17 protein-coding genes and 1 tRNA gene are annotated in these 24,754 nt (G+C 48.6%); 10 read left to right on the forward strand and 8 right to left on the reverse strand.

The window, feature by feature from the left end:
* Positions 1–103 precede the first annotated feature (103 nt).
* The 3 genes from guaB to tadA all read left to right on the forward strand — a co-directional run bounded on the left by guaB (position 104) and on the right by tadA (position 4,040).
* Entirely contained in the window at positions 104–1,570 is a 1,467-nt protein-coding gene (gene guaB, locus CBX96_RS08205; protein ID WP_011716317.1) for an IMP dehydrogenase, read from the forward strand.
* A 117-nt stretch (positions 1,571–1,687) separates the two neighbouring features.
* Positions 1,688–3,265: a glutamine-hydrolyzing GMP synthase gene (guaA, locus tag CBX96_RS08210; protein ID WP_109286343.1), complete on the forward strand. Its 1,578-nt coding sequence runs from the start codon at positions 1,688–1,690 to the stop codon at positions 3,263–3,265.
* A gap of 262 nt (positions 3,266–3,527) precedes the next feature.
* Positions 3,528–4,040: a tRNA adenosine(34) deaminase TadA gene (tadA, locus tag CBX96_RS08215; protein ID WP_258294365.1), complete on the forward strand. Its 513-nt coding sequence runs from the start codon at positions 3,528–3,530 to the stop codon at positions 4,038–4,040.
* 439 nt (positions 4,041–4,479) lie between these two features.
* On the opposite strand, the gene mltF is transcribed toward tadA, so the two are convergent.
* A complete protein-coding gene (gene mltF, locus CBX96_RS08220; RefSeq protein WP_109286345.1) occupies positions 4,480–5,916 on the reverse strand; it encodes a membrane-bound lytic murein transglycosylase MltF in 1,437 nt (478 codons plus the stop codon).
* Between the two features lie 278 nt (positions 5,917–6,194).
* Here mltF and purL point away from each other — a divergent pair, with 278 nt between their 5' ends.
* From purL to cydX, 4 genes are all read left to right on the forward strand, one after another.
* Positions 6,195–10,076 carry a phosphoribosylformylglycinamidine synthase gene (gene purL, locus CBX96_RS08225; RefSeq protein ID WP_109286346.1) on the forward strand — a complete coding sequence of 1,294 codons (3,882 nt, stop codon included), beginning with the start codon at positions 6,195–6,197 and terminating at the stop codon, positions 10,074–10,076.
* Between the two features lie 1,240 nt (positions 10,077–11,316).
* The gene (locus CBX96_RS08230) at positions 11,317–12,873 is read left to right on the forward strand and encodes a cytochrome ubiquinol oxidase subunit I (RefSeq protein WP_109286347.1); all 1,557 of its coding nucleotides are present in this window, start codon (positions 11,317–11,319) and stop codon (positions 12,871–12,873) included.
* Positions 12,874–12,888: 15 nt separating this feature from the next.
* Complete coding sequence (gene cydB, locus CBX96_RS08235; RefSeq protein ID WP_011622028.1) at positions 12,889–14,028, forward strand: cytochrome d ubiquinol oxidase subunit II; 1,140 nt, start codon at positions 12,889–12,891, stop codon at positions 14,026–14,028.
* Between the two features lie 18 nt (positions 14,029–14,046).
* Complete coding sequence (gene cydX, locus CBX96_RS08240) at positions 14,047–14,163, forward strand: cytochrome bd-I oxidase subunit CydX (protein WP_011622029.1); 117 nt, start codon at positions 14,047–14,049, stop codon at positions 14,161–14,163.
* 266 nt (positions 14,164–14,429) lie between these two features.
* Here cydX and CBX96_RS08245 read toward each other — a convergent pair whose 3' ends face one another.
* Entirely contained in the window at positions 14,430–14,612 is a 183-nt protein-coding gene (locus CBX96_RS08245) for a hypothetical protein (RefSeq protein WP_109286348.1), read from the reverse strand.
* Between the two features lie 101 nt (positions 14,613–14,713).
* Positions 14,714–16,717, reverse strand: coding sequence for a methyl-accepting chemotaxis protein (locus tag CBX96_RS08250; RefSeq protein ID WP_109286349.1), 2,004 nt, complete (start codon positions 16,715–16,717; stop codon positions 14,714–14,716).
* Between the two features lie 259 nt (positions 16,718–16,976).
* Between CBX96_RS08250 and CBX96_RS08255 the strand changes: the two genes are divergently transcribed.
* Positions 16,977–17,222, forward strand: a complete 246-nt coding sequence (locus CBX96_RS08255; protein ID WP_109286350.1) for a YdcH family protein — start codon at positions 16,977–16,979, stop codon at positions 17,220–17,222.
* Here CBX96_RS08255 and CBX96_RS08260 read toward each other — a convergent pair.
* Both CBX96_RS08260 and CBX96_RS08265 read right to left on the reverse strand, forming a co-directional pair.
* Positions 17,207–20,287 (reverse strand): efflux RND transporter permease subunit, encoded by a 3,081-nt coding sequence (locus CBX96_RS08260; RefSeq protein WP_109286351.1) that lies wholly within the window; start codon positions 20,285–20,287, stop codon positions 17,207–17,209. The two genes, CBX96_RS08255 and CBX96_RS08260, sit on opposite strands and share 16 nt — an antisense overlap.
* Before the next feature lie 2 nt (positions 20,288–20,289).
* The gene (locus CBX96_RS08265; RefSeq protein ID WP_109286352.1) at positions 20,290–21,411 is read right to left on the reverse strand and encodes an efflux RND transporter periplasmic adaptor subunit; all 1,122 of its coding nucleotides are present in this window, start codon (positions 21,409–21,411) and stop codon (positions 20,290–20,292) included.
* Positions 21,412–21,548: 137 nt separating this feature from the next.
* Here CBX96_RS08265 and CBX96_RS08270 point away from each other — a divergent pair, with 137 nt between their 5' ends.
* Both CBX96_RS08270 and CBX96_RS08275 read left to right on the forward strand, forming a co-directional pair.
* A complete protein-coding gene (locus CBX96_RS08270) occupies positions 21,549–22,169 on the forward strand; it encodes a TetR/AcrR family transcriptional regulator (protein WP_109286353.1) in 621 nt (206 codons plus the stop codon).
* Between the two features lie 178 nt (positions 22,170–22,347).
* Positions 22,348–23,229 carry a DUF6268 family outer membrane beta-barrel protein gene (locus CBX96_RS08275; protein WP_375136845.1) on the forward strand — a complete coding sequence of 294 codons (882 nt, stop codon included), beginning with the start codon at positions 22,348–22,350 and terminating at the stop codon, positions 23,227–23,229.
* Here the strand turns inward: CBX96_RS08275 and CBX96_RS08280 are convergent, their stop codons facing one another.
* The 3 genes from CBX96_RS08280 to CBX96_RS08290 form a co-directional block, all read right to left on the reverse strand.
* Entirely contained in the window at positions 23,230–23,790 is a 561-nt protein-coding gene (locus CBX96_RS08280; RefSeq protein ID WP_109286354.1) for a chalcone isomerase family protein, read from the reverse strand.
* Positions 23,791–24,035: 245 nt separating this feature from the next.
* Complete coding sequence (locus CBX96_RS08285; RefSeq protein WP_109286355.1) at positions 24,036–24,515, reverse strand: DUF2947 domain-containing protein; 480 nt, start codon at positions 24,513–24,515, stop codon at positions 24,036–24,038.
* A 121-nt stretch (positions 24,516–24,636) separates the two neighbouring features.
* Positions 24,637–24,712 (reverse strand) — tRNA-Arg (locus CBX96_RS08290).
* Positions 24,713–24,754 lie beyond the last annotated feature (42 nt).

Here is a 24,754-nt window from a genome sequence, read left to right on the forward strand (position 1 = left end):
GGATTTTTTCACTATTTTCCATTTACCGCTCCCCAGATGCAAGGTATAATCCCGCCGCAATATTTCACCTCTAAAATCCTACTCAACTGGGGAGATGTTGCCTATGCTACGTTTAATTAAAGAAGCGCTAACCTTTGACGATGTGTTACTTGTTCCTGCGCATTCGACTGTACTCCCAAACACCGCCATCCTTAAAACTCGCCTGACCAATACCATTGAATTGAATATTCCGCTTGTGTCTGCCGCTATGGACACTGTGACCGAAGCGCGTCTTGCTATCGCAATGGCACAGGAGGGTGGCTTAGGTTTTATTCATAAAAACATGAGCATAGAAAAGCAGGCCGAAGAAGTTCGTAAAGTAAAAATTTACGAAGCGGGTGTGGTGCAACAACCTGTGACGGTAACGCCTTCAACTACGCTGGCGGATCTTAAAGTGCTGACCGCGAAGAATGGTTTTGCGGGTTACCCTGTGGTAAACGAAGCCAATGAATTGGTGGGTATCATCACTGGCCGTGACGTACGTTTCGTGACTGACTGGAGCAAAACCGTAGAAGAAGTGATGACGCCAAAAGCGCGTTTAGTCACTGTTGCGGAAGGCACTAAGTTAGATGAAGTGCAAAAATTAATGCACTCAAACCGTATCGAAAAAGTGTTAGTTGTCGACGATAACTTCAAGCTGAAAGGCTTAATCACAGTAAAAGACTTCGAAAAAGCTGAGCGTAAGCCGAATGCCTGTAAAGACGAATTAGGTCGTTTACGTGTGGGCGCCGCCGTAGGTGCTGGTGCGGGTAACGAAGAGCGTGTCGATGCGCTGGTTAAAGCCGGTGTTGATGTGCTGCTGATCGATTCTTCTCACGGCCACTCTGAAGGCGTGTTGCAACGTATCCGTGAAACCCGCGCTAAATACCCAGAACTGCAAATCATCGGTGGTAACGTGGCAACAGCTGAAGGCGCATTAGCCCTAGTTGAAGCCGGCGTTAACGCGGTTAAAGTGGGTATTGGCCCTGGCTCTATCTGTACCACTCGTATCGTGACAGGTGTGGGCGTGCCACAAATTACCGCAGTATCTGACGCTGCCGAAGCCGTAAAAGGTTTAGGGATCCCTGTTATCGCCGACGGCGGTGTACGTTTCTCCGGTGACTTAGCCAAAGCCTTAGCCGCAGGTGCATCATGCATCATGGCGGGTTCAATGTTTGCGGGTACCGACGAAGCGCCGGGCGAAACCGAACTCTACCAAGGCCGTGCCTATAAGTCATACCGCGGTATGGGTTCTTTAGGCGCCATGTCTCAAGGTTCTTCTGACCGTTATTTCCAATCTGACAATGCTGCCGACAAGCTAGTGCCAGAAGGCATCGAAGGCCGTGTACCTTACAAAGGCAAGCTTAAGGAAATCATCCATCAACATATGGGCGGTCTGCGCTCATGCATGGGCTTAACAGGCTGTGCGACGATCCAAGAACTGAACGAAAAAGCGCAGTTTGTGAAAGTAACGTCTGCGGGCATGGGCGAGTCCCACGTTCACGATGTGACTATCACTAAAGAAGCGCCAAACTACCGTTCAGGTGCGTAAACGTGTGTGATAACGGGGCGGCGATAAGCCGCCCCGTTATTAAGATTTGTATGCCCTCAAGATTGAACCTCGTAGTCTTGAGCTAAGTTAAAACAATAGATGAGATAAAGGTTATCCATGAGCGATATTCATGAGCATAAGATACTGATCCTCGACTTTGGATCTCAGTACACCCAGCTAATTGCCCGTCGTATCCGTGAAATTGGTGTTTACTGTGAGTTATGGGCGTGGGATGTGACCGAAGCCCAAATCCGTGAGTTTGCCCCTAACGGGATTATCCTCGCTGGCGGCCCAGAAAGTGTGACTGCCGACAACTCTCCCCGCGCACCTGAATATGTGTTCAATGCTGGCGTCCCCGTTCTAGGGATCTGCTACGGCATGCAAACCATGTCGGAGCAGCTGGGCGGTAAAGTGATTCAAGGCGTGGGCGAAGGCGAATTCGGCTACGCTCAAATCGAAATGTTAGCGCAATCGGCCCTGTTTAAAGATATCGAAGACGCAGTCAGTGCCGATGGCAAATCTCTGCTCGATGTGTGGATGAGCCATGGCGATAAAGTTTCGGCTATCCCAGAAGGTTTTGTGGCTGTTGCTAAAACGGACACTTGCCCATTTGCGGCCATGTCTTGTGAGGAAAAACGTTTCTACGGCGTGCAGTTCCACCCTGAAGTAACCCATACCCGCCAAGGCATGCGTATGCTGTCGCACTTTGCCTTAGATATCTGCGGCTGTGCGGCCAACTGGAAACCTTCTTCAATCATCGAAGACGCTATCGAACGCTTGAAAAAGCAAGTAGGCGACGATGAAGTGATTTTAGGTCTGTCTGGTGGTGTGGATTCATCGGTAGTGGCCATGCTGCTGCACCGCGCAATTGGCAAAAAACTGACCTGCGTATTTGTTGATAACGGCTTACTGCGTTTAAACGAAGCGAAGCAAGTCATGGAAATGTTTGGTGACCATTTTGGTCTGAACATTGTTCACGTCGATGCGGAAAACCGCTTCCTTGACGCGCTGAAAGGCGAAGCCGATCCAGAAGCGAAACGTAAAATCATCGGCCGTGTATTCGTTGAAATCTTCGACGAAGAAGCCAAGAAATGCGTTAACGCTAAATGGTTAGCCCAAGGCACCATCTACCCAGACGTGATTGAATCCGCTGGCAGCGCCACAGGTAAAGCCCATGTGATTAAGTCGCACCATAACGTTGGCGGTCTGCCAGACGATATGGAGTTAGGTCTGGTTGAGCCACTACGCGAACTCTTTAAAGACGAAGTGCGTAAGATTGGTCTTGAGCTAGGTCTGCCATACAACATGCTTTACCGCCACCCGTTCCCAGGCCCAGGTTTAGGCGTGCGTGTACTGGGCGAAGTGAAGAAAGAATACTGTGATTTGCTGCGCCGCGCCGATGCGATTTTCATCGAAGAGCTGCACAAAGCTGATCTTTATAATAAAGTCAGCCAAGCCTTTACCGTGTTCTTACCCGTTCGCTCTGTCGGTGTGATGGGCGATGGCCGTAAATACGATTGGGTGGTGTCACTGCGCGCCGTTGAAACCATCGACTTTATGACCGCTCACTGGGCGCACTTGCCATACGATTTCTTAGGCCGCGTATCAAACCGCATCATTAACGAAGTCGATGGCATTTCCCGCGTGGTTTACGATATTTCAGGTAAGCCACCTGCAACTATCGAGTGGGAATAATCCCCTGTCTTGATGACATGATGCATTAACGAAAAGGCGCCAAGTGCGCCTTTTTTATTGGTTATGGGTATAATTGCCCACATTGTTGATTAAAGAGAATCCTTAAGTGGAGCAGACAAAACTTAACCTCAAAATCCTGCATGCGAAGACGCTTAGCTCGGATGAACTTGGCTCTGATGAACTTGGTTGTGATGAAGCTAGTGGTAATGTGCTAATTGGCGAGCCAACTTATCTCAATCAAGCTAGTCTCAATCAAGCGGATATTGAACAAGCTCGAGTCGATGAACATTGGATGCGTGTTGCGATGGGCATGGCGGAAAAGGCCGAGGCGGCGGGTGAAGTACCAGTGGGGGCGGTTTTAGTCAAAGAGGGTCAGCAAATTGCCACCGGGTACAACTTGTCTATCAGTGAGCACGACCCTTGTGCCCATGCTGAAATTCAGTGTTTGCGAGCGGCGGGGCAGACGATCGAAAACTATCGACTCCTCGATACCACTCTTTACGTTACTCTTGAGCCTTGTGCGATGTGCGCCGGAGCTATGGTGCATAGCCGGATTGCCCGCGTGGTATTTGGGGCAAGGGATGAGAAGACGGGCGCCGCAGGAACCGTGCTTAACCTCTTGCAGCATCCAGCCTTTAATCATCAAGTTGAGGTGGCGTCTGGGGTGTTAGCGCAGGACTGTGCTGACCAACTGAGCCGCTTTTTTAAGCGTCGCAGGGAGGAAAAGAAGGCTTTAAAACAGGCTCAAAAGGCGCAGCAGGGGACGCTATCCTAAGGTGTTTTGGGACTCGCTTAAGCGTTAGTCTTGGGCTTGGAGAAACGTAAAAAACAGTTTGTGTCGATTCAGCACCCGGCGATGGCGAATTTTCAGTGTGGTGCGACGGCGTGATGCGCTGTTATTGATGGTTTTTCTTCTCATATAGACCCCGTTTTCAATCTTGTTATTGTCTAGGTTAAGGCTATTTTGCTTTGGTTAACGGCTGTGGGTTAACGCGCAATGATGATTATATTGACCTGTCACTATGACAGTATCAGCAGAGATCTCAGGCGGCAATCCCCCTCGATGCATCTGCTCTATAAAGCAGCGTTTTTAGCCCAAAGCGAGCTCACTTTAGCCTGTGTTGGCTTAATCGAAGATTAAAATCGTGGTTTGATGGCCGTAAAAAAGCAAGGCTGCGGCGTAAGTCAAGTTATTGAGGGGGAAGCGGTTAGGGCTATTTCGGTTTATCTGGGCTGAGGGTGCCGGGCACTGGCGCTGGGCCATCTTCCGAGGCGAGGTCGCTCGGCTCTTCCTCATCGCTATTTTGTTGTTTAGATTGATTATCGACCCAGACTAAGGTGTCGTAATAGCGGCGAATGCTGTCGACGTAATGCACGGCTTCGCTACCACGGGCATAGCCATAGCGGGTCTTTTGGTAATATTTACGCTTTTGCAGCAGTGGCAATACCTTTTTAAGATCCCGCCAGGCGTTGGGATTCAGCTCCATGGACTCGGCGAGTTTACGGGCATCTTCCACATGGGCATAACCGATATTGTAAGAGGCCAGCGCAAACCACATACGTTGACTCTCGGGGATAGACTCGGGCAGACGGTTTATCATATCCCGTAAATAAGCGGCGCCGCCGCGAATACTCTCTTCCGCATCGAGGCGGTTCGTAATGCCAATTTCTTTGGCGGTCGGCTGCGTGAGCATCATCATGCCGCGCACCCCTGTCGGCGAGCGGGCATTAGGATTCCAATGGGATTCTTGATAACTGGTCGCGGCTAATTTACGCCAATCTAAGTCACCTGCGTGGGTTTCGAAAAGCTGACGATAACGGGGTAATACGGTTTCGATGGCGCGTAGGAAGGCGCGGGTATCGATATAGTCGAAACGCTTAACGTGACCAAAGTACTTTTCGTTTAAGTGATCGAGTGTACCGGCGAGTTTTTCTTGGTGCCAAAACGCCAATAACTGACTCATCAAGCCGTCACTCTGAGTGGGTGGCAGTAACCAAACCACATCAAGCTTTTCTTCTAGCACGAGTCCTGAACGCAGATCTGGTAAATAACGGCGGTTAATCTGCACGCTGCTCGAGTCGGCGATGGTGTAGTCGATTTCCTTGTTGGCGATCATCGCTAGCAGCTCTTCGCAGTCTTTATCTGTGACTTGATCCCACACCAGCGTCGGATGGCGCTTCTGTAATTGCGTCAAGGTTTCCACAAAAGAAGAGTCGGCAATGACGGTAATTTTGCCTTTTAAATCTGTGATGTCTTTGGGTGTTGGCATGCCTTCACGGTAAACCAGTACTTGATTGACGCGATACAGCGGTGGGCCTAAACGGAATTGTTCACGCCGCGCAGGGGTTTCTGTCATCCCCGCGGCAATGATATCAATCTCGTTTTTTTTCAATGCTTCATAGAGTTCGGCGCGATTTGTGTAGGGCACCATTTTTAAGGGCACATCGAGATACTCGGCAAACAGCACCGCCATATCGTAATCGAAGCCGCTGTTGCCTTGGCCCGAGGTCATATAAATTTGCGGGCCATAAAGGGTGCCGACCCTTAATTCGGTGAGTTTATGGGGGACATATTCTGTTTCTTCCACGGTCACTTGCTGACACGCCGTCAGTAAGAAACCTAAGATAATCGCGAACAGAAATCGAGTCATTAAACACACTTTATTAAATAAAATCAAAATGATGAACAGTAGAAGGTCAGTGAGGTAACAAGGATAAACGGGCTGACATTGCTGTGATTATATCCGTTTGTCGCCAATTACGTAAAAAAATCGTACCGCATGGAATACGAAGGAGGGGAAAGGGCCGCTTTTTATCTTAATAGGAAACACTGTTTTACGTAAGGTCACAGGTGATTTGTGACAGACATTTCCTTATAATAGCGCCATCTCTGACCCCTGCAATTATAAATATAAGGTGAATTGACGTGATGGAGATCATCCGCGGAGCCCCAGCACTCTCGACGTTTAGAGTGCAAAAGCTAATGGAGGCCTGCGTAAACGCTGCGCTTCCGGTACGCCAAATCTATGCTGAGTATGTTCATTTAGCGGATTTGAGCGAGTTGCTTGAGACCAATGAGCGTGAGCAACTTGAAAAAATTCTCACCTATGGACCAGCTATCGAAGCCCATACCCCCCAAGGTTCACTCCTGTTTGTTACTCCCCGCCCCGGCACAATTTCCCCATGGTCTTCTAAAGCCACTGATATCGCCCACAATTGTGGTTTAGGTAAAGTGAAGCGCTTAGAGCGTGGTGTTGCCTATTATGTGGAGTCAGACACTTTGACTGTCGAGCAGCAACAAACCCTCAAAGGGTTATTGCACGACCGTATGGTTGAAGTGGTTCTGGACGATTTTGCTAAGGCCGATGTGCTGTTTAAGCGCACTGAACCTGCGCCTTTCAAGAGTGTGAACGTATTGGCTGAAGGTCGCCGTGCACTTGAAGTGGCCAACGTCGAAATGGGTCTGGCGCTCGCCGAAGATGAAATCGATTATCTAGTCGAAAACTTTGTGCGTTTGAACCGCAATCCAAACGATATTGAACTGATGATGTTTGCTCAGGCTAACTCTGAGCACTGCCGTCACAAGATTTTTAACGCAGATTGGACAATTGATGGGCAGGCGCAGCCTAAGTCTCTGTTCAAAATGATTAAAAACACCTTTGAAACCACACCAGACCACGTGTTATCTGCCTATAAAGATAACGCCGCAGTGATGGAAGGTTCGGTTGCGGGACGTTTCTTCCCCGATCCAAACGGTGTTTACAGCTATCACACTGAACCAATGCACGTACTGATGAAAGTGGAAACCCACAACCATCCTACGGCAATTAGCCCATATCCAGGTGCGGCGACGGGTTCAGGTGGTGAGATCCGCGACGAAGGTGCAACCGGTCGTGGCTCTAAACCTAAAGCGGGTTTAACTGGCTTTAGCGTATCGAATTTAAAAATCCCAGGTTTTGTACAACCATGGGAAGGTAGCTACGGTAAGCCTGATCGTATCGTCAGTGCGCTGGACATCATGACCGAAGGCCCACTTGGCGGCGCGGCGTTTAACAACGAGTTTGGTCGTCCAGCCCTGTTAGGTTACTTCCGTACCTATGAGCAAGAAGTCTCTAGCCACAACGGCGTAGAAGTCCGTGGTTATCACAAGCCCATCATGTTAGCCGGTGGTTTAGGTAACATCCGCGAAGAGCACGTACAAAAAGGCGAAATCACCGTGGGTGCTAAGCTGATCGTACTCGGTGGCCCTGCGATGAACATCGGTCTGGGCGGCGGCGCAGCCTCTTCTATGGCGTCGGGTCAATCGAGCGAAGATTTAGACTTTGCGTCGGTTCAGCGTGAAAACCCAGAAATGGAACGCCGCTGTCAAGAAGTGATCGACCGCTGCTGGCAATTAGGCGATAAAAACCCAATCCAATTTATCCACGACGTGGGCGCGGGTGGTTTATCTAACGCTTTCCCTGAGTTAGTTAACGATGGCGGCCGTGGTGGTATCTTCAATCTGCGCAACGTGCCATCGGACGAGCCGGGCATGAGCCCGCTGGAGATCTGGTGTAACGAATCGCAGGAGCGTTATGTGCTTTCGGTTGCTGCCGAAGATCTGCCTTTATTTACGGCGATTTGTGAGCGTGAGCGCGCACCGTTTGCGGTAGTGGGCGAGGCAACGCAAGAGCAGCATTTAACCCTAGCTGACAGCCATTTCGATAACAATCCTATCGATTTACCACTCGAGGTGTTATTAGGTAAAGCACCTAAGATGAGCCGTAATGTGGTATCCGCTAAGGCAGTTTCACCTGCACTTGAGCAAAGCAACATCGATGTGAAAGAAGCGGTTAAACGCATTCTTAGCCTGCCAACCGTGGCGGACAAAACCTTCCTGATCACCATTGGTGACCGTACGGTAACGGGCTTAGTGAACCGTGACCAAATGGTTGGCCCATGGCAAGTCCCCGTGGCTGATTGCGCGGTAACGGCGGCAAGCTTTGATACCTATGCCGGTGAAGCCATGTCTATGGGTGAACGTACGCCGCTGGCTCTGCTCGATTTTGGCGCCTCTGCCCGTATGGCGGTGGCCGAATCGATTATGAACATCGCGGGTGCGGATATTGGTTCGTTCAAACGTATCAAACTGTCGGCTAACTGGATGTCTGCCGCGGGTCACCCTGGTGAAGATGCGGGTCTTTATGAAGCGGTTAAGGCCGTGGGTGAAGAGCTGTGTCCAGAACTGAGCCTGACCATTCCTGTCGGTAAAGACTCCATGTCGATGAAAACCGCATGGCAGCAAGACGGCGCGAACAAAACCGTGACGGCACCAATGTCGCTGGTCATTTCTGCCTTCGGTGTGGTGCAGGATATCCGTAACACGGTAACGCCTGAGCTTCGCAGTGATAAAGGCGAAACCTCGCTGTTATTAGTCGACTTAGGCGCTGGCAAAAATCGTTTAGGCGGTTCTTGTTTGGCACAGGTTTACGGTGAGTTAGGCGATATCGCGCCAGACTTAGACGACGCAGCTCTGTTACGTGGTTTCTTCGAAACCATGCAAAAGCTGGTGGCGAAGAAGTCGGTTATTGCATACCACGACCGCAGTGACGGTGGTTTATTCACGACGTTAGTGGAAATGGCCTTTGCCGGTAACACGGGTCTTGCTATCGACTTAAGTGCACTGCAAGGTACTGACGTTGAACGTCTATTCAATGAAGAACTCGGTGGCGTACTGCAAGTGAGCCGCGCTGATGCCGAGCTTATCGCTGCGCAATTCGCCCAAGCAGGCGTACCTTGCCACATGATTGGTACTCTGGCGAATGACCAACGCGTAACCATTAAAGATGGTGCGCGTGAAGTGTTCAGCGAGACACGTGTTGCACTGCGTACCTTATGGTCTGAAACCACTTACCGTATGCAAGCGCTGCGTGATAACCCAGCCTGTGCATTAGAAGAGTTTAAGCTCAAGCAGGATGAAACCGACTTAGGTTTAACGGTTAACTTAAGCTTCGATCCAAGTGAAGACGTTGCTGCGCCGTACATCCTCAAAGGTGCTGCACCTAAGATGGCTATTTTGCGTGAGCAAGGCGTTAACTCCCATGTGGAAATGGCGGCCGCGTTTGACCGCGCAGGTTTTGAGAGCCGTGACGTGCATATGTCTGACATTCTGTCAGGCCGCATTAGCCTCGAAGAGTTCCAAGGTCTGGTGGCCTGTGGTGGCTTCTCTTACGGTGACGTATTAGGTGCGGGTGAAGGTTGGGCTAAGTCTATCCTGTTCAACGCCCGTGCTCGCGATGAGTTCTCACGCTTCTTCGAGCGCGACTCAAGCTTTGCCCTCGGTGTGTGTAACGGTTGCCAAATGCTGTCTAACCTGAAGGAAATCATCCCTGGTAGCGAGCACTGGCCACGTTTCGTGCGTAACCGCTCTGAACGTTTCGAAGCGCGTTTCAGCTTAGTTGAAGTGCAACAAAGTCCATCACTGTTCTTCCAAGGTATGGCGGGTTCACGTATGCCTATCGCCGTGTCCCACGGCGAAGGACATGCAGAGTTTGCTAGTGCGCAGGCGTTGGCCTTAGCTGAGGCTTCTGGCACTATCGCGCTGCGTTTTGTGAATGGTAAAGGTGAAATTGCCACCCAATACCCACAAAACCCGAACGGTTCGCCAAACGGTTTAACCGGTATCTGTACTACCGATGGCCGTGTGACACTGATGATGCCACACCCTGAGCGTGTATTTAGAACGGTTGCAAACTCTTGGCACCCAGATAACTGGGGTGAAGACAGCCCATGGATGCGTATGTTCCGCAATGCGCGAGTTAACTTAGGCTAAGGTTTTTATTGAGAAAACCACGACTTAAGTGAGCAAAAAAAGGAGCGAAATTTTTCGCTCCTTTTTTATATATAAAACGCATCTTTAAAAAAGATAAGGTATTTTAAGATCTTAGTCTTATATTTGTTAAACCTAATAAAATGAAGTTCAATAATATCAATCTTAAAGACTAAATACCCCTTAATAAGTAGTTCACACAAGTGAAACAAAACTGACTTGCTTTAATTTAGTCACTGTACTTGCCCGTATTCTCGAGACATAAAAGCAAAAAGCCCCCAACTCATCGAGAAGGGGGCTCGTTTTGCGCTAACAAAACTTCAAATCAAATCAGTATTATTTCAGAGTAAGCGGTGAACGATTACAGCTCACGAGCTGTATAAAGTTCAACAAAAACACGCTTATAGCTGTTAACCAGACGTTCAAATAAGTTTGTCATATCTCTTTCTCCACACCAAAGTTAGACCTATGTGCGCGGAGTTGGGCTTGCCTGGGGCGCTTCACCAGTCACATCAAACCGTCTCCTTAACACAGGAGATATATTAACCAGCTTAAGCCGTATTCTCAAACGAGAAAAAATACATTTTATCATTAGTAAAACTAATTCATTTAAGTTTTAAATTATTCTGATTTTATATTTAACTATATTAAAAATGTTTATTTTTAATGGTTTAATTATTTTATTGATGATGAAGTAGATGGTGTTTTATTAGTGTAAATATTGTTTTAAATTTGTTTTTAGTGATTTTTACTGCTTATCCATTGGATTTTTGCTCAAGTTGGTAAAAACTAACTTTTTAATTCAGTTTAGTATGTTCTCTACCCCATAATTATGACTCTGTCAATAGTGGGTAAAAGTGAAGTGTGTGCCCCGTTGCAAAACCCATCTAAAGCCCTGAGTTTGATTGATTTGAATCAAAGGCGGGTGGTATAAAATACTCACAAATGAAAGCGATTAAATATCTTAACTATCTGATATTTATATCGATGGGATCATTTGTAGGATTGGGTGGTGAGGTGAAAGTCTCAAAGCCGAGCGATAGTGTGACTAGGGTCTCAGTATGCGAGGGAAAAGGGGATTTTTAAGCCTTGCTGCTTCGATGTAATGAAAAAGATGAAATTTAACGGTTTATACTGAATTCAGCTATAAACACAAAATGAAAACTCACTATCCTACAAAGGCACTTGCTACGAATGGCTCAAGTAGTCGTAGCAATTGGACGCACCACGTAAGGAGTCACCGATGATTGTTGAAGAGGTTGTTGAGCTATCACGGTTGCAGTTTGCGCTGACAGCCATGTATCACTTCCTGTTTGTTCCCTTAACCTTGGGGTTGGCATTTTTGCTGGCTATCATGGAATCACTCTATGTGATGACTGATAAACAAATTTATAAAGATATGACTAAGTTCTGGGGTAAGTTGTTTGGTATCAACTTTGCCTTGGGTGTTTCAACGGGTTTAGCGATGGAATTCCAGTTTGGTACTAACTGGTCTTATTATTCGCACTATGTGGGTGACATCTTTGGTGCACCACTGGCCATTGAAGGATTAATGGCGTTCTTCTTAGAATCGACCTTCGTGGGTATGTTCTTCTTCGGTTGGGATCGTTTCTCTAAGCGTCAACACTTAGCGACAACCTGGTTGGTAGCCTTTGGTTCCAACTTCTCCGCATTGTGGATTCTGGTGGCAAACGGTTGGATGCAAAACCCTGTGGGTAGCGTGTTCAATTACGAAACCATGCGTATGGAAATGACCAGCTTTGCTGATGTTATCTTCAACCCTGTTGCACAGGTGAAGTTTGTTCACACTGTGGCTTCTGGCTATGTGACTGGCGCAATGTTCGTATTAGCGATCAGCTCTTACTACATTCTGAAGAAACGTGACTTACCTTTTGCACGTCGTTCATTTGCAATTGCAGCCAGCTTTGGTATGGCGTCTATCCTGTCTGTTATCGTTCTGGGTGACGAATCAGGCTATAAAGTGGGTGAAGCGCAGCGCGTTAAGTTAGCGGCAATTGAAGCTGAGTGGCATACAGAGCCTGCTCCTGCAGCCTTTACTGCAGTTGGTTTCCCAAATCAAGAAACCATGCACACCGATTTCGCGGTTAAGATCCCTTACGCTATGGGTATCGTGGCAACACGTTCTTTAGATGAAGAAGTGACAGGTCTACGTGACCTAGTGGCTGAACACGAAGTACGTATCCGCAACGGGATGAAAGCTTACGAGATGCTGGTGAAACTGCGCGCTGGTGATAAGTCTCCAGAGTTACGTGAAGCGTTCGAAGCGGCGAAAGTTGACTTAGGTTACGGCTTACTGCTGAAGCGTTACACCGACAATGTTGTAGATGCGACTGAAGAGCAAATCAAAGCGGCAGCGAAGGATTCTATCCCGAATGTGGCACCGATTTTCTGGAGCTTCCGTGTGATGGTTGGCTTAGGCTTTGTGATGTTGTTTGTGTTCGCGGCGGCCTTCTGGCAAAGCACACGTCATCAGATCGAAGAGAAGAAATGGGTACTTAAAGCAGCACTCTTTAGCTTGCCATTACCTTGGATTGCTATTGAGTGTGGTTGGTTTGTGGCTGAATATGGCCGTCAACCTTGGACCATCTCTGAGGTGCTGCCGACCTTTATGTCTGCTTCGAGTTTAACGACTGGGGATCTGTGGTTCAGTATTATTTCGATTTCACTGTTCTACACTGTGCTGCTGGTGATCGAGATATTCTTGATGCTTAAGTTTGCCCGTCTTGGCCCTAGCAGTTTAAAGACTGGTCGTTATCACTTCGAGAAACTAGAAGCCTAAGCAGAGGATTTCATTATGTTTGATTATGAAATATTGAGAGTTATCTGGTGGGCTCTGATCGGCGTACTGTTCATCGGATTTGCGGTCACTGACGGTTTTGACATGGGCGTGGGTGCACTTTTACCGATTATCGGTAAAGACGATACCGAGCGCCGTATTATGGTCAACACCATTGCTCCCCATTGGGACGGTAACCAAGTATGGTTAATCACCGCAGGTGGTGCCTTGTTTGCGGCATGGCCTATGGTGTATGCAGTGTCTTTCTCTGGCTTCTATGTGGCCATGATGTTAGTGCTGTTTGCCTTGTACACTCGTCCTGTAGGATTTGACTATCGCTCTAAGATTGAAAATCCAAAATGGCGTAAGTCGTGGGACTGGGCGTTGTTCTGTGGTGGCTTTATTCCACCGCTGATCATCGGTGTGGCCTTCGGTAACTTACTCCAAGGTGTGCCATTTAATTTCGATGAGTTCCTGCGTGCGACTTATCACGGTGGTTTATTTGGCCTGTTGAATCCATTCGGTTTACTGGCGGGCTTAGTGAGCGTGAGCATGTTTATGATGCAAGGCGCTGCTTGGTTACAAATGAAGACCGACGGTGAGCTGCGTGTACGTGCCGCGAATGCGACTCAGCTATGTGCACTGTTAGTGGCAGTATTATTTGCCGCTGCGGGTGTGTGGTTAGCTAATGGTATTGATGGTTATGTTATCACTTCAACCCTTGACCACCATGCACTGTCTAACCCAACGCTGAAAACCGTTGCGGTTGAGTCTGGCGCTTGGTTAGCCAACTACGATAAGTATCCTATTACTATGCTGTTCCCAGTATTAGGTGTGGCATTACCACTGCTGGTTATCCTAGTGAGCCGCTTAAATCGTTCAGGTTTTGCGTTCTTATTTAGCTCGCTGACTGTGGCTATGGTGATCTTAACTTGTGGTGCAGCAATGTTCCCATTCGTTATGCCATCTTCATTAGATCCTAACGTGAGCTTAACCATGTGGGATGCGACTGCGAGTGAAATGACATTAACTGTGATGACTTGGGCGGCGATTATCTTCGTTCCAATCGTGTTAAGTTACACTGTATGGACTTACTTCAAGATGTTTGGCCGCTTAAACCGCAAACATATTGAAGATAACAAAGCCTCACTCTATTAGAATTAAGGAGCATCTACTATGTGGTATTTCACGTGGATATTAGGGGTTTTGTTAGCCTGTTCTTTTGGTGTGATCAACGCCCTGTGGCTTGAAAACACGGAGAACATGGACCGCTCAAGCGATGACGCTGAGTAATAGCTAACCTCCTATAGCTGAACCCTTTAAAACCCCGCAACAGCGGGGTTTTTTATTACCACGTGATTAAGCTTAAGGGATTCGCTAAGGTGGCTTGATTTGCTGAAATATGTTGTGCCATAACAAGCAACAATCAGGAAGCAAGAAGAAAGACGTTAGCTACGTGTTTACATAAGAAACACGGCTCAATTTGATTTTGCTGCGCTGCATCGATATGCCTCACAGCTTATTAAAGCGTTAGTTCAAGTTTATCTGAAAGCTTATGCTCAATTGCCAAAGCCAAAGCCAAAGCCAAAGCCAAAGCCAAAGCCAAAGCCAAAGCCAAAGCCAAAGCCAAAGCCAAAGCCAAAGCCAAAGCCAAAGCCAAAGCCAAAGCCAAAGCCAGCAGGTTGCAAGAAGTAATAACGTGATAGGCGTTTCGCGAGGTTTACCTTGCAGTTTTGCTGCATGGATTTAGCAATGTCGACTTAACTGAATAGATGTAACTTAAGTAGAAAAGTAAAAAAATACCGCCCTAGTGGGCGGCATCTTAACAAAGCAATGGTTTGACTTAGGCTTTAAATTGGCAGATTTGTTGTTTAAGCGCGACGGCGAGGGAGGATAGATCATTCGCCGAGTTCACTGTTTCGGCCGCTCTGTGCTCACCTTCATTAGCCAGTTCGCTTATCTGGTGCAGATTATGGGTGATCTCTTGGGCAACGCTGCTTTGCTGCTCTGTCGCCGAGGCAATATTGCGTGAGCTAATCGCCAGTTCGCCAATTCTGCGGGTGATTTCCTCCAGCTGCTTGCCGGTTTCTTCCCCTTGATTAGCCGATGCAATACCCAGCTGGTGGCTCTGCGCCATTTGGCTGGTGGTCGTTTTCACTTGAGATTGCAGCTTATCAATGGTTTGCGAAATTTCCAAAATGGAAGATTGTGTCCGCTGGGCTAAGGTTCGCACCTCATCGGCGACCACGGCAAAGCCTCGGCCCTGTTCTCCTGCGCGGGCCGCTTCAATGGCCGCGTTGAGTGCGAGCAGGTTGGTTTGTTCGGCAATACTGTTAATCACCTCGGTGACTTTACTGATGGCTTCACTCTCTTGGCTGACTTTTTCGACGGCCTGATGGCTACTACTGAGCTGTTGGCTTAGTTTCAACAGATCCTGTACCACTTGGGTTTGTTGCTGTTGGCCTTCTTTGGCAGCGATATCCACTTGCTGGCTCTGGTTCGCGCCATCTTGAGCGTGGTTGGCGACATCGCGGATGGAGGTGGACATTTCTTCAATCGCGGTGGCGATTTGATCCGTTTGTTGCATCAATGCCTGGGCTTCTTCACCGTTTTGCTTAGCAATCCGCTGTGCTTTAGAGGCTTGCTGTTCAATGCTTTGCACCGAGGCTTGCAGTGCACTGATTAATTGCCGCAATTCCGATGACATGGTCGACACGCTGGTGGTGATCTTGTCGACTTCGTTTTGACTATCGTAGGCCGATGGTGGAAGTGGATGACTAAAGTCCCCCGTCCCGAGGATTTCCATATGGCGCTGCAGCGCATGCAAAGGCTTGAGTGAGCGGATTAGCACAAAGGATAGCAGTACGGTAATAAGTACAATACCCGTGACCGCCACTATGGCGTTGATGGTGAGTAGCAGTAGGCTCTCTTCATTTAATTCGTTTGCATTCACTTGGCCAATCAACATCCAATTCCACCCATTCACCGTTTGGGTGTAGGCAAACATAGGTTGGTTTTTACTGTTGGTGTAGCGAAACTCCGATTGATCCTGTGTGGCTTGGCTAAGGGTTAATCCATCGAGCATGGACTCAGTTACTGGCTCGCCCGCATTAAATTTGGGATTGGCGACCAACACATTGTCGGCTTTGCGCATCAGCAGGAAGCTACCGGTTTCTTCTAGGGTGATTTTATTTACCGCGGCTTGTAACTGTGTGAGGGATTGAGTGATTTCAAAGCCGATATATAAGATCCCAATCACTTGCCCTTGGGCATCCTTAATTGGGCGATAGACTGTCATGTAGTCTTTACCGAAGAGTTTGGCGTAGCCTTCGTAAACTTCACCTTTGATAAGCGTTGGATAACCGGGATGGGTTTTACCGAGGAAAGTACCTAGGGCACGGCTACCATCGGCCTTTTTTAACGAGGTCGCAATCCGGACAAAGTCATCTCCATCACGCACAAACACAGTCGCGGTTCCGCCTGTGAGGTTGGCAAAGCGGTCAACTTTACTCTTTGACGAGTTAATTTGTTCTTTTTCATGTAGTAACGCAGGTGTGCTGACGCCGAGCACATTCACGGTTTTATCTGGGCGACTAAATTGGCCAGGGTACATTTCCTTAAAGACATCGGCATTGCGTCTTGCTAGTTGCAGCAAGCTATCGTATTGCAGCTCAAGCATGTCGGAGACGGCGTGCATCTCGGCTTTCATGGCACTGATGCCTTTATCTTCGAGCACGTTTGACGCGGATTTGTAGGAGAGGGTACTCAGTATGCAGAAAATGATCAGGGTAAGGATAAAAGCGAGGGCACCAATCTGTTTCGCAATAGGCCAATTTTTATAGTTCATTGTACGATCCTATAGGGTAAAGGTTAACGCTAATGTAACCGAACTTTTACGTCGTGGTCTTGATATGGGTCTAAGATTTTCTATTATTTATAAATAGTTCGCTCACAGATACCAGTGTAGACCAGTCTTTACTTTAGTCGATAGAAATATACATTTGAGTGGTAGGAAGAGTGGCGTAAGGCGAGCGTTGAGGGACTAAACGGAAGTATCCCTATGGTTTACTGCGATTGAGTTGATACCAGAAACAAGGAGTGACACTATGCTAGGCGAAAATCACGCATTGATTTATGAGTTCCCAGATTTTGTCGAACATATTCAAAAGCTTAAAATGAGTAATGCCATTTTTGCCACTATGGCGGAGCGCTACCATGAGCTAGACCATAAAATCCGCGCCCTTGAATTAACTAAAGTGCCCACCGATGATGAGCACTTTGTTGCCTTAAAATTAGAACGACTCCATCTTAAAGATAAGTTATATCAATACCTTGTTCATGATGCGATTTGAGACGATAACGCCGGTGTCGGAGCCGTACTGCGCGTTTTCATCAGTAACAGATACATGGTTGGTACCCAGACGAGCGACAGTAACGTCGTGAGTAACGTCCCGCCGGCAATTGCGATGGCAAAGGGAGGCCAGAAGCCACCACCTGCAATAATAAGCGGAATAAACCCGCCGACCGTGGTGATAGTGGTCGAACTGATATGACGACCGCAGCTGCTGACCGTGGTGATGATCACCTCTTTATCACCCGCACGGGCATTGTCGGTATCTTCCAGCTCGGCCAAAATCACAATCGCCGCGTTAATCGCAAGCCCCATTAGGCCGAGTAGGGCGATGATGACTGGAAAGCCAAAGGGATAACCAAACACATACACCGCAAGCAACCCAAGCCCCGCCGACTGTAATGCGCTCAGTAAAATAATCGCTGTAAGCCTAAAGGAGTTAAAGGACAAGACGACCGTGGCCAGCAGCAGGGTAACGACCAAAATCAGATTGGAGAGCAGATTGCCGACCGCCTCATTGCGTTTAGCGCTTTCGCCGCCGATTTCTATTCGATAACCCGCTGGGAGCGAAATCGCCGCGACTTTATCTTTCACATCGTTTAATACTTGAGCGGGCAATACACCACTGACGATATAGGCTTCAATCGTGTTGACGCGTTGGCCATTACGCCTAGGGATCGCCCCGCGACTGACTTGCACCTCATTGTGGGACAGCGCAGATAAGGGCACGGCTGTGCCTGAGGGGGTAACTAGCTGAATTTCTGAGAGGCGACTGGCTTGCTCGCGGCTGGTGTCGCCCAAACGCACTCGAATCGGCAAAGACTCGGTCTGTTCGAGTACACTGCCGCCGATAACGCCCGTCGTCGCCATTTGAACTTGTCTGGCGATATCCGTCAGGGTTAATCCACTGATCAAACTCGCATCTTCGTTCACTTGTAGCCACACCTTAGGAGCGCCGGCGCTCAACGTTGCGCGGGTATGAAGCACATCGGGCGTGGCGGCTAAGATATTGCGCACTTCATCGCCGAGTGAGCGTAAGGTTTCAAGGTTAGGGCCAAATATCATTAACTCGACCGGCGCATTAAAGGGCGGGCCTTGCTCAAGTTTACGCACTAACACCTGTGCTTCGGGAAAGGCCTTATCTAAGGTTTGCTGTAACGCTGGGATGAGGGCGTTAGCGCGCTCAAAGTCACTGGCTTTCACCATGGCCTGAGCATAGTTGGTGGCTCCCTGTTGGCGCTGAGTTAAGTTGTAATAAAATGAAGGCGTATTGCCACCCACAACCCAATCGACTTGAGTGATGCCCTCGATTTGATGCAATTGCTTATCCATCAACTGTACTTGGTTTAAGGTGTTTTCGAGGCTGACATGGGGCGCGAGATACAGCTCAATTTGGAACATATCCCGATCCGACGGCGGGAAAAACTGCTCAGTCATTTTGCCGGAGGCATAAAAACCTAGCAGGGGAATTATCCCGATAAACGTAGCGCTCAGTAGTGGGCGATTTAACGCAAATCTTAGGCTTGCTTGAAAGTAACCACTTACTAAAGGCACATTGATGCCATGTTGGTACCAGACAGGATGTTTACCTTCGAGGCTAAAGCGTCCCGCAAGGCCCGCAATCAAAGTATGGGAAATCACATAGGAACCCAGCAGGGCAAACATCACCGACATGGCGATGCCACCAACAAATTCCCCCGCTGCACCCGGCATCAGCACGATAGGGGCGAAGGCTAAAATGGTGGTAATGGTTGACCCGGCTAAGGGTAGCCAGAGGTGATGTAAGGTTTCACTTACCGCGCTTAAGCGACTCATCCCCTGTTGGCGACGCTGGGCGATGGCATCGACGATCACAATGGCATTGTCCACCATGATCCCAAGGGCGACGACTAGGCCTGTGACCGACATTTGATGAATGGGTAGGCCGATATATTTCATACAGGCCAAGGTGAAGAGGGCGGTCAGGGGGAGTGACAGGGCAACGATAATCGCGTTTCTTAAGCCTAAGGTCAGCAGTAAGACCGCCAGAATAATCACAAACCCTTGTAATAGGTTGACGATTAATCCGCCGAGACGTTCGCTGGTGTAGCTGTTTTGCTCAAACAGCCATTGCACTTTGATATTGGCTGGCAGCTCCTGATTGAACTCATCGACCAAGTGTTTGACTTGTCCTTGCCAGATATCGACGCGGGTATTGTTGAGCATGCGCGCTGCAACAAACACGCCCTGCTCGCCATCGACTAGGGCGATGCTGTCAGCGGGGGTTTTAGGTTGACGGCTGATGTGGGCTATATCCCCTAAACGAATAATTTGTCCCTGCGCATCCACTTTGAGTGGCACTTGGCGAATACGGCTTTGGGAATCGAGCTCACCCGAGACTTCGACGAGGGCGCGAAAGTGATTGTTATTGATCTCGCCCGCGGCAATTTTACTGTCGGCGCTGCTTAAGATTTTCGCTATGGTTCCCGGCGTTAATTGCAACTGGCTCATCTTATAGCCATCGAGCTGGACCAGGATTTCCTCCTCGGGCGCGCCGTAGAGTTTAACGAAGTCGGTGCCGGATAAGAGCCTGAGCCTGCTCTGTAATTCCTTGGCGTAGCGGTTGAGCATATCCACCCGTGGTTGACTGCTATCGTTCCACACTAGGCTTAAAATAGCGGTGTAAGCGTAACCGACTTGATCGTCTAAGGTCGGTGTTTGTATGCCATCGGGGAGGGTGTTTCTGGCATCGGCTAATAGATCCCGCGCCCTAGACCAGACAGGATCTGTGTCAGTAACGGTATCTTTAAGCTCCAATTGGATCACCGAAATACCGGGTCTTGAGGTGGATTGAATAAGCTTAATTTCCTCAAGGCGACGTAATTGATTCTCTAATACTTCGGTGACAAGCGCCTCGACCCGCTCGGCTGAGGCGCCAGGATAAGGAGTGATGACAGACGCAAATCGGTTGGTGATGTGTGGATCTTCGGTGCGTGGCAAACTGGACATAGCGCCAAATCCCGCGACCAGCAGTAGGGCGATCACTAGGCTGACTAAGCGACCATTTTCGACGAAGGCTTTAATCATGATTACCTCGTCGACGCGATGGAAGAAACGGCTTGACCCACCACTAACTTATGTAAGCCTTGGGTCACATACTGTTCGTCGGCCTTAATCGCGCCTTGAATGTAGGCCATATCTTGAGTGGTGTAGAGGATATCGACATCGCGACGCTCTATCTGAGTTGAAACGCTATCGGTTGTTGAATGTGAAGGCGGCGAGGTTACATAGATATTCCAGCGGCCGCGGATCCCATCGATAAGTGCCGATACAGGCACCCAATAGCCCGCTTGCTCGACGGTTTGTTGTTGATGCAAATAGGCGATTTCACCGTTGATCACATTGGCATGTTCCGGCAGGCTGATTCGCAGCTGAAGAGTGCGACTAATGGGGTTTACCTCGGCACTGATCCCGGCAATCTTGGCGGTAAATTGCTGATTATGCACGCTCACTGTCACATTCTGCCCATTGACGAATTGCTGGGCGACCGCGACTGGGACACCGATATAGGCTTCGGTATTCACACTGCCGACTAAGGTAAACACTGGGCTGCCTGCGGCGACCACTTCCCCTAGATTGTGTTGCCGCTGGCTGATAATGCCATCGAAGGGCGCAAGTAGCTGTGATTTATCGCGTTTTAGTTGGTTTGCCCGCTGTGAGGCCAATAATCGGTTTTTGGCGGCTTCGAGACTCGCCAGTTGTGTACGGTTCTCGTCGAGTAACTGCTCTGAGACATAACCCGATTTTTTAAGCTCAAGATTTCGGTTGAGGGTGCTGGTGGCAAGGTCAACATCGGCTTGGGTTTGCGCAAGGCTAGCTTGGATCTCCTGATGCTCTGCATCGAGCAAACGGGTATCGAGCTTGGCCAATACTTGCCCTTGCGTCACCTTAGCGCCGCTATCGACAGTTAGCTCACTCAGCTTACCCGATAGTTCGAAGCCGACACCCGTGGTATTGCCGGCGCGGATCGTGCCAGTGAATACTTGCTCACTCTGATAGCTAGTCGACAAGCGCAGTGGCGCCGTCGTCACGGTTTGCAATTGCGTGGCGTTGGCATGCTCTGTCACTTCCTTTTGACAGGCCGTTAAGGCGGTGACGGCAATCACGCAAAGGTAAAATGCACGCCAAGAACGTCGGGCTGCTCGATCCATTTGAATCCTTCCGTTGTAAGCTTAAAGTTAAGTTTATGTAACTAGACTTGTTAGTCTAGTTGTGCGGAACTAGACTGTCTAGTCTATTTTATGCTTAACTAATACGAATTAATTATGTTGCTACCTTGAGTGAAGATATGACTCTGTCCTCTGATATTCCGATGAGCCGCAGTGAACAAAAGAAACAGCAAGTGCTTGTTGCGGCCATTGACTTGTTCTGCCGCCAGGGATTTCCCCATACCAGTATGGATGAAGTGGCGAAGCAGGCGGGCGTGTCCAAACAAACGGTGTACTCCCACTACGGCAGTAAAGATGATTTGTTTGTGGCGGCGATTGAATCCAAATGCGTTGGCCACAACTTAAATGCCGACTTACTCAGCGATCCAAGTCAACCTGAAGCCACCCTCACCGAATTTGCGCTGCAATTTGGTGAGATGATTGTTAGCCCTGAGGCGATTACCGTATTTAAAGCCTGTGTGGCGCAATCGGAGAGCCACCCAGAAGTGTCGCGATTGTTTTTTGAGGCGGGGCCACAGCATATGCTTGCGATGCTGACAAAATATTTAATCGCCGTAGAGGCGCTTGGGTTATATCGCTTTCCACAACCGCATCATTGTGCGGTACGTTTATGTTTAATGCTGTTTGGCGAATTAAAACTCAGGTTAGAGTTGGGGCTTGAAACCGAGCCTTTATTGGGGGAGCGTGAGCAGTATATTCGGGGTTGTGCCGAGATGTTTTTGAAAGCCTACCGAGTGTAACGGCGTTAAGCGGTTAGTATCAGTTTGTATCTTCTTCGAAAAGAGTGAACTTTTGTTTCAAATCGAGCGTATTATTCGCGACAAATTACTCACAGTAACGCAAGGAGCAGGCGTGACTAAATCACTTGATTCTCGAGTCAGCATAAAGCCCAGCCTAATGTATATAGGATTGGGATTAATGCCTTTTTTAAGTTATGCCGTGTCCGCGGCTGAGGCGCGTCAACAAGCGCAATATAAACCGTTTAAGTTGAGCGTATCGCAGATTAGTACCCAGAGTGCATCGGTTGCCAATGGCGATACAGAGTTGCAGCGGGACAGCTTATTACTCAACGCCAGTGTCAATATTCCTCTGGATAAACAATGGTCTATTGGAATGCGTGTCGGTTACGATAGGCTTGATTACGATTGGCGCAATATCCGTTTAACGGGGGCGAATAACGCCGCAGGCCTGTTTAGTGATGCGGGTGAAACCTGGGAAAATATCGACCGTTACCGCGCGGGCCTATCCCTTAGCTATCGGATGGATAAGCATTGGTCCTTTATGTTGTCGCCACAACTTCAATATGCCTATGCCGATACCGCATCGGCGAGCCATGCGCAAAGTTATGGTGTGGTTGCGTCGGCCATGTATGCCTTCGAGTCGGGCAATATGCTCGGTTTTGGCGTTGCGTATTTAAACGATATCGATGAAGTGCGCACTATGCCTTATCTGGCGGTGAGTTGGCAGATTAATGAGCGTTGGCGGTTAGCTAACCCCTTCCAAGCGGGATTTAGTGGCCCTGCGGGTTTGGAGCTGAGTTATCAAGTGAGCCCTGCATGGAATGTCGGCTTTGGTAATTCACGTCGCACCGAGCGATTTTTAGTCGCCGATAAGGATACCGTGGTAGAGACTAACGAGTGGGTGAGTTATCTGCGTGCCGGTTGGCAAGCTACGCCGGCCATTGCGCTGAACCTTTACGCGGGTTACTACTTCAATGGTGAATTGGAAGTCACCCATCAAGCGGCACTCGATATGGATAACCAAGGCGCTGCCGCCTTGGATCTCGAGTTCCGATTTTAATTACTGGCCCAGCATGGCCTCTTTGAGGCTCTTCTGGGCTGGTTTTTCCCCTAGCCAAATTTTGAGTAAGGCCTGGCGGAACATTTCCCCTTCAATCGTGGCTTGTTCTTGACCATTTTTATAGGCGGTCACGCCACGGCTTTTGTTGGCGACCAAGGTGAATTGGTCGCCTTCTTTGATTTCATCCTTAAATAGCGCCATAAAGGCGTCAATTTGTGGCTGAATGTCGGTCGTATTATCGGCGGTCGCGTGCTCAAAACCTTCGGTTATCGCATCACGCATTTTCTCGGAAGTAATCATTCCTGACGTAATATTGAGGCGAATCGCCGCAACCGGGGCATTGATCACCTCTGTCATGGTTTTGCTCGGGGTGGGGACATACAGACTACCCACATACAAATCCATAAAGAACTTGCTGCGAACACCAACGCCATTCAATTGCAGCGTCTGAGCGTCGAGCGTGATGGTATCGGCGACTTGGACACCAGAGACTTCTTTGGCTTGGGCGAATAGTGGAAAAAGCAAAGCGGTAGTTAGTGTCAGGGTTGAGAGTAACTTCATCATACACCTCATATTTTTTTAGTTATGGTCGTTGAGCGTAACCATGGGATTAACGGCTCAAACGAAGATTATCTGTTGATTGCCAAGCGATACTAATCGAAACCAAAGAGGAGCGATAGCCTAATCTGTGCAAGCTATCGCTTAGGAGGTAAATCAAGTTGGGCTGCTTTCTTTTGAGGGACAGCTTAAAAAAGTAAAAAGTCGGAATTATTGGTTTGAGCCATTCGACTTATTGGTAGACGTGGTTAGCCACGAACACCTAATTTATATTGGCCATTTTGTTCAAACATCACCGCTTGTTTTTGTTTAGGGGAGATCAGAATTGGGCCATCATCGAAAAACAGAAAGCACTTCCAGTTGCGGACAAAGACATCCCAACGAGTCTCAATCACTTGATATTTTTCGTAGCAAAAAAAGACCTGAGTATCGTCTGGCCACTGGATAAACTCGGCCAACATCTCGGGTAGGCTATTATCTTCACTGTCCCACGCACTCTGCCAATGATCCGTTTTGACCCATGCGTTGGCTTTAGCGGCCCAATCCCCTTTAGTAAACTGTTCGGCGCGGCTACTTTTATTGCTAATCCACTGATTCCAAACCAGCATGGCGCTTTTGTCTGTCAGCGGCAGAATGCCAGTCTTGTCATCATCGCTCACAGGCAAGTCTTTATGGTTAAAAATCCACTTTCGGCGATAGGTATCTAAAGGTATATAGGTATGAGCCAAAAAAGCTGTCCTCGGTATATTACGGATTATTCAGGATGAGTGGGTTACGCGAGGTAAGTATACTTTTTTGAGAAAAATTAGGAAATGAAGCCGTTAAATCTAACTCTAACTTTACACTATCTGGTCTCTCCACAGGGACTCGAACCCCGATCGGCCGCTTAGGAGGCGGCTGCTCTATCCTGTTGAGCTATGAAGAGACGCAAGTGATTATACTGGTTTTATCTTTGATTAAAAGGCTT

This window comes from Shewanella sp. BC20 (assembly GCF_003129585.1).
Lineage (GTDB): Bacteria > Pseudomonadota > Gammaproteobacteria > Enterobacterales > Shewanellaceae > Shewanella > Shewanella seohaensis.

Coding starts and splice junctions, on each gene's coding strand:
- mltF (WP_109286345.1), bottom strand. CDS start 5,916: ATGACTCGATTTCTGTTCGCGATTATCTTAGGTTTCTTACTGACGGCG.
- cydB (WP_011622028.1), top strand. CDS start 12,889: ATGTTTGATTATGAAATATTGAGAGTTATCTGGTGGGCTCTGATCGGC.
- CBX96_RS08280 (WP_109286354.1), bottom strand. CDS start 23,790: ATGAAGTTACTCTCAACCCTGACACTAACTACCGCTTTGCTTTTTCCA.
- CBX96_RS08250 (WP_109286349.1), bottom strand. CDS start 16,717: ATGAACTATAAAAATTGGCCTATTGCGAAACAGATTGGTGCCCTCGCT.
- CBX96_RS08255 (WP_109286350.1), top strand. CDS start 16,977: ATGCTAGGCGAAAATCACGCATTGATTTATGAGTTCCCAGATTTTGTC.
- CBX96_RS08275 (WP_375136845.1), top strand. CDS start 22,348: ATGCCTTTTTTAAGTTATGCCGTGTCCGCGGCTGAGGCGCGTCAACAA.
- CBX96_RS08245 (WP_109286348.1), bottom strand. CDS start 14,612: ATGCAGCAAAACTGCAAGGTAAACCTCGCGAAACGCCTATCACGTTAT.
- purL (WP_109286346.1), top strand. CDS start 6,195: ATGGAGATCATCCGCGGAGCCCCAGCACTCTCGACGTTTAGAGTGCAA.
- guaA (WP_109286343.1), top strand. CDS start 1,688: ATGAGCGATATTCATGAGCATAAGATACTGATCCTCGACTTTGGATCT.
- CBX96_RS08260 (WP_109286351.1), bottom strand. CDS start 20,287: ATGATTAAAGCCTTCGTCGAAAATGGTCGCTTAGTCAGCCTAGTGATC.
- guaB (WP_011716317.1), top strand. CDS start 104: ATGCTACGTTTAATTAAAGAAGCGCTAACCTTTGACGATGTGTTACTT.
- CBX96_RS08230 (WP_109286347.1), top strand. CDS start 11,317: ATGATTGTTGAAGAGGTTGTTGAGCTATCACGGTTGCAGTTTGCGCTG.
- CBX96_RS08270 (WP_109286353.1), top strand. CDS start 21,549: ATGACTCTGTCCTCTGATATTCCGATGAGCCGCAGTGAACAAAAGAAA.
- CBX96_RS08265 (WP_109286352.1), bottom strand. CDS start 21,411: ATGGATCGAGCAGCCCGACGTTCTTGGCGTGCATTTTACCTTTGCGTG.
- cydX (WP_011622029.1), top strand. CDS start 14,047: ATGTGGTATTTCACGTGGATATTAGGGGTTTTGTTAGCCTGTTCTTTT.